Annotated in this window: 4 protein-coding genes and 1 pseudogene; 1 reads left to right on the top strand and 4 read right to left on the bottom strand. The window is 75.9% G+C overall.

Annotated elements, in window-relative coordinates; genetic code table 11:
• The first annotated feature begins 109 nt into the window (after positions 1 to 109).
• Positions 110 to 850 (top strand): hypothetical protein, encoded by a 741-nt coding sequence (locus AC0CYZ_RS25365; protein ID WP_472220496.1) that lies wholly within the window; start codon positions 110 to 112, stop codon positions 848 to 850.
• A gap of 51 nt (positions 851 to 901) precedes the next feature.
• On the opposite strand, the gene AC0CYZ_RS25360 is transcribed toward AC0CYZ_RS25365, so the two are convergent.
• The 4 genes and pseudogenes from AC0CYZ_RS25360 to AC0CYZ_RS25345 all read right to left on the bottom strand — a co-directional run.
• A complete protein-coding gene (locus AC0CYZ_RS25360) occupies positions 902 to 2,092 on the bottom strand; it encodes a sensor histidine kinase (protein WP_472220494.1) in 1,191 nt (396 codons plus the stop codon).
• Positions 2,089 to 2,736 (bottom strand): response regulator, encoded by a 648-nt coding sequence (locus tag AC0CYZ_RS25355; RefSeq protein WP_472220492.1) that lies wholly within the window; start codon positions 2,734 to 2,736, stop codon positions 2,089 to 2,091. Before AC0CYZ_RS25355 ends, AC0CYZ_RS25360 begins: the two co-directional genes overlap by 4 nt.
• A gap of 11 nt (positions 2,737 to 2,747) precedes the next feature.
• On the bottom strand, positions 2,748 to 3,803 hold the full coding sequence (locus AC0CYZ_RS25350; protein WP_472220490.1) for an alpha/beta fold hydrolase: 1,056 nt from the start codon (positions 3,801 to 3,803) through the stop codon (positions 2,748 to 2,750).
• A 425-nt stretch (positions 3,804 to 4,228) separates the two neighbouring features.
• Positions 4,229 to 4,401 (bottom strand): annotated as a pseudogene (locus AC0CYZ_RS25345) (DNA alkylation response protein); the annotation flags it as partial.

Here is a 4,401-nt window from a genome sequence, read left to right as displayed (position 1 = left end):
GGGGACGGGACGGGGGCCTGATCGGCGCGACGATTCTCGTGTCAGCACGGAGAACGCCCCGAGACCGGACGCTCCCCGCACCGCCTCCCTCCACCTCCGGGAGCACGCCATGCGTCTGTCCACCGCCACCGCCGCCCTCATCAGCGCCGCCGCGATCACCCTCGCCGGCGCAGGGGCCGGGACCGCCCTCGCCGCGCCGCTCACGACGACGTCGTCGTCCACCTCGAGCTCGTCCACCTCGAGCTCCGGCGCCACCGCGGTCTCCGAGCCCGGCGACCTCATGCTCTCGAGCTCCTCGGTCCGCCCCGGCGGGACGGTCTCCTTCTCCGGCTCGTTCGCCGAGCCCGCCGCGCAGACCGCCTCGGGCATCACGGTCACCTCGGCTGCCTTCAGCGGCCCGGCCACCCTCGACCGGACGAACCCGGAGGCCTTCTCCGGCTCGGGCACGGTCGCCGCGGGCACCACCCCCGGCACGTACACCGTCACCGCGTCGTCCTCGGCCGGGCAGGTCAGCGCGAAGCTCACCGTCGCCGGCGCGACCCCGGTGCCGCCCCACCACCACGGCCACTCCGCCCACGGCGGCACGACCAGTGGCGGGACCGGCACGGGCTCCGACGGCGGCACCCTCACCGAGGCCACCGACACCGCGATCGGCGCCCTCGTGCCGGCCGACTCCGGGTCGGTGCTGCCCTGGGTGCTCGGCGGGGTCGGGGTGCTCGCCCTGGGCGGCGGCGCCTACGCGATCGGCCGCGGCCGGGCCGCCGACCGCACCCGCGAGGCCGCGATGCGCGACGCCAACTGGCGCGCGGGCGACGACGACGCCCGCACCGAGGTCATGCGCCGCCGATAGGTGCGCTGCGCGCCCGTGAGCACTTTCGGGTGTCATAACCCCCGAAAGCGCTCACGAGGCGGAGCCACCCCCGAGGGGGACGCGGACGACGATCCGCGTCCCCCTCGTCGTCGTCCCGCCACGGGCGATCCGGAACGTGCCCCCGACGCCCTCCACCCGCGCCCGCGTCGACGCCAGCCCGATGTGCCCCTGCACGAGCCGCGCGCCGAGTGCCGCGGGGTCGAGCCCGCCCCCGTCGTCGTCGACCTCCAGCCTGCGGTCGGGGCCGTCGTCGGCGAGCACCACCGCGACCCGGTGGGCGCGGGCGTGCTTCACCACGTTGGTGAGCAGTTCGCGGGCCACCCCGTAGAGCAGCCGGTCGTGCGGGGCGGCGGGCAGGTCGTCGGGGACCTCGACGGTGACCGCGAGGCCCGCCTGGCCCCCGAGGCGCTCGGCCAGGCGCCGGAGCGCGACGGCGAGGCCGGCCTCGTCGAGCACGTAGGGGTGCAGGGCGCCGACGACGTCGCGCAACTCGCGCACCGTGCCGCGCACGGCCGCGTCGAGGGCGCCGAGGTCGACGTCGGGATGGTCCTCGGCGAGCTCGTCGAGCTCCTGGCCCGCGACGAGCAGGGTCTGCAGGGCGTGGTCGTGCAGCTCCTCGGCGAGGCGGCGCCGCTCGACCTGCTCGGCGTCGAGGGCCTGGGCGGTCAGCGCGTCGGCGTCGGCGAGCAGAGCCCGGATGCGGTCGGCCCGTCGCGCCAGCACCACCGAGAGCAGGAAGGTCGCGACGGCCACCAGCGCCAGCACCGCCCCCTCGGCCAGCAGACCCGCCACCGACACCGGCGCCCGGTCGATCGCGGCGCTGAGCAGGAAGGACGCGACCGTCAGCAGGCCCACCCCGGCCGACAGCGCGGGCCGGTAGCGGAAGGCCGCCATCACCGGCACTGCGACGTAGGCGAGGGACGGCAGCGTCCCGCCCCCGCCCGCGAGGACCGCCAGCGCTGTGATCGCGACGAGGTCGACCGCGGTGGCGACGAGGCCGGTGCGTGGCCCGGCGGGCCGGCGCGTGACGAGGACGAGCCAGCCGAGCGCGACCACCCCGTACGCCGCGAGGACGCCCCAGAAGGCCGGGCCCTCGACGCGTGTCGGGTCGAGCACGGCGAGCAGCGCGACGACGGCGAGCAGGCCGAACCGCAGCCGGCTCGTCGTCCGTGAGGCCTCCGCGGTGTAGGCGGCGAGGGCCCGGTCGGCCGGCGCGGTCACTCCAGCAGCCCGCGGCGCATCGCCTCGGCCACCGCCGCGGCCCGCTCGGTCACCTCGAGCTTCTCGTACATGCGCTGGACGTGGGTCTTGACGGTGCTCGGGGCGAGGTAGAGCCGCTTCGCGATCGCGGGCGTCGACAGTCCGGTCGCCATGAGCGTGAGGATCTCGGTCTCGCGCTCGGACAGCGCCGGGCCGCGGTCGGGGCGCCGCGACCGGATCTCCCCGACGAGCCCGGTCGCGAGCTCCGGCGGCAGCACGCTCTCGCCCCGCGCGGCGGCCAGGACGGCGTCGACGAGCTCGCGGCGCCGGCTCTCCTTGGGCAGGTAGCCGGCCGCGCCCTCCTGCAGCGCGGCGTACACCAGGGCCGGGTCGGTGAACGCGGAGAGGATGACGATGCGGGTGGGGGCGCCGTCGCGGGCGGCGCGGGCCACGACCTCGGCGCCGTCGAGCCCCGGCATCCGGTGGTCGATCAGCGCGACCTGCGGCGCGAGCCGGACGATGGCCTCGAGCGCGGCGAGCCCGTCCTCGACCTCGGCCACGACGTCGATCTGCCCGCTGCCCGTCAGGGCGCGGACCACGCCGTCGCGGTACATGGGGTGGTCGTCGGCCACCACCGCGGTCACCCGGGTCGAGGAATCGCGCACGGGGCATCGAATCACGACCCGGCGGCGGACCCCCAGAATTCGGTCGCGACGGCGAGCCAGCGCTCGGCCGCGTCCACGTGCGGCCCGTGCCCGGACCCGGCGAAGATCTCGGTGCGCACGCGTCCGCCGGCCTGCTCGTACCGGGCGAGGACCGTCCGGATCTGGGCGACCATCGGCTGCGGCGGGAAGACCTCCGCGCCGGGCCAGCCCGGGACGATGCCCGCCTGGCCGAGCGTGCCCAGCTCGAGGAACGACCCGTCGGCGACCACGAGGTCCTTGTCGCCGTGGGTCCAGAGGACCGGCGGCTTCGGGTCGAGCTCCGGGAGCCACGCCCACGAGCAGTACTTCGGCGACAGCGCGTTGAGCAGCCCGCGGGTGCCGGGCGCGGCGCCGGGCCAGTGCTGCGAGGTCGTCGCGTCGCCCGGGTAGCCGTCGTCGCCGATGGTCGAGAGCAGGATCTCGTCGAGGAGCAGGTCCTCGCGCTCGGGGGGCAGCCGGAACTCGGGCGCCCAGTAGGTCCCGTTCATGACGTTGCGCGGGCTGACGGGCTCGTCGGTGCCGCGGTCGCCCGTGCGCAGCAGCTCGACGAACCGCGGGTTGGCGACGCCCGCGCCGGTCCCGGCGAAGTCGTCCCAGCAGGGCGTGCCGTCCGCGAACGTGCCGCCGTAGCCGTAGGGCCCGACGGGGTCGAGGAAGGTCAGGCTCGCGACGGGCACCTGCCGTGCGACGAGCGCGATCGCCGCGCCCGCCGTCGACCACCCGACGAGGTGCGGGCGCTCGATCCCCAGCTCCTGCAGGTAGGAGACGAGGTCGTCGGCCCAGTCGCCGAGGCCCCGTGTGGCGTCGATCGGGGCGGCCTCGGTGCGGCCGAAGCCGCGCATGTCCGGGGCGAGGAAGCGGAACCGGTCCGGCGCCGGGCTCATGAGGTGCTCGAAGAACCGACCGGTGGACAGGTTGCCGTGCACGAGCACGACCGGCTCGCCGTCGGACGGTCCCGACTCGAGGTGGTGGATGCGGATGCGCGCGTCGACGGTGGCGGCGGTGACGCCGGGCAGGAGGTCGCTCATGGTGCGGCAGACGCTAGTGAGCCGGGGCCGCCCACGGAACGGGGTCGCGGATCTGCGGGGCGCTCCTGCGCGTTGCGTGCATTCCCGGCCACCAGCTCTGTGCGTCCTTGATCAACAGTCCTTCATCGGGTTCGCGGGGGCCTTCCCGGCCCGATGAGGGTCCGCTGATCTTCGAGGGGGTCGACGTCGCGGAACTCGACGGATCAAGAGAGGTCCGGGCTCGCCGACGAGGGCCGCGAGGAGCCGGGAGCTGTCATCGTCGAGTGCGCCTGCTGCACGGCGTCGTAGGACGGCGCGCCGTCGGAGACGGTGCCGGGCCAGCTCGGAGGCGTGTCCGACGCGCAGGGCTGTGCAGAACCGGGTGGGCCTGGACCGAAAGTGTGGGCGCGACGCGCAGGTCCGGGGGCCGCCGAGCCGACCGGGTCTCAGCTCAGTGGCAGCCGGGCCAGGATGCCGTCCACGTCCACCCCGCGCGGCAGGGTCCCCAGTGCCTCGCCGTGCTCGCCCGCGACGCGGGACCCGACGAACGCGTCCGCCACCGCGGTCGGGGCGTGGCGCACGAGCAGCGAGCCCTGCAGCACGACCGCCATCCGCTCGG

The sequence above is a fragment of the Actinomycetospora sp. genome, from assembly GCF_055612215.1.
This window is presented reverse-complemented; position numbering and strand designations above follow the sequence as displayed.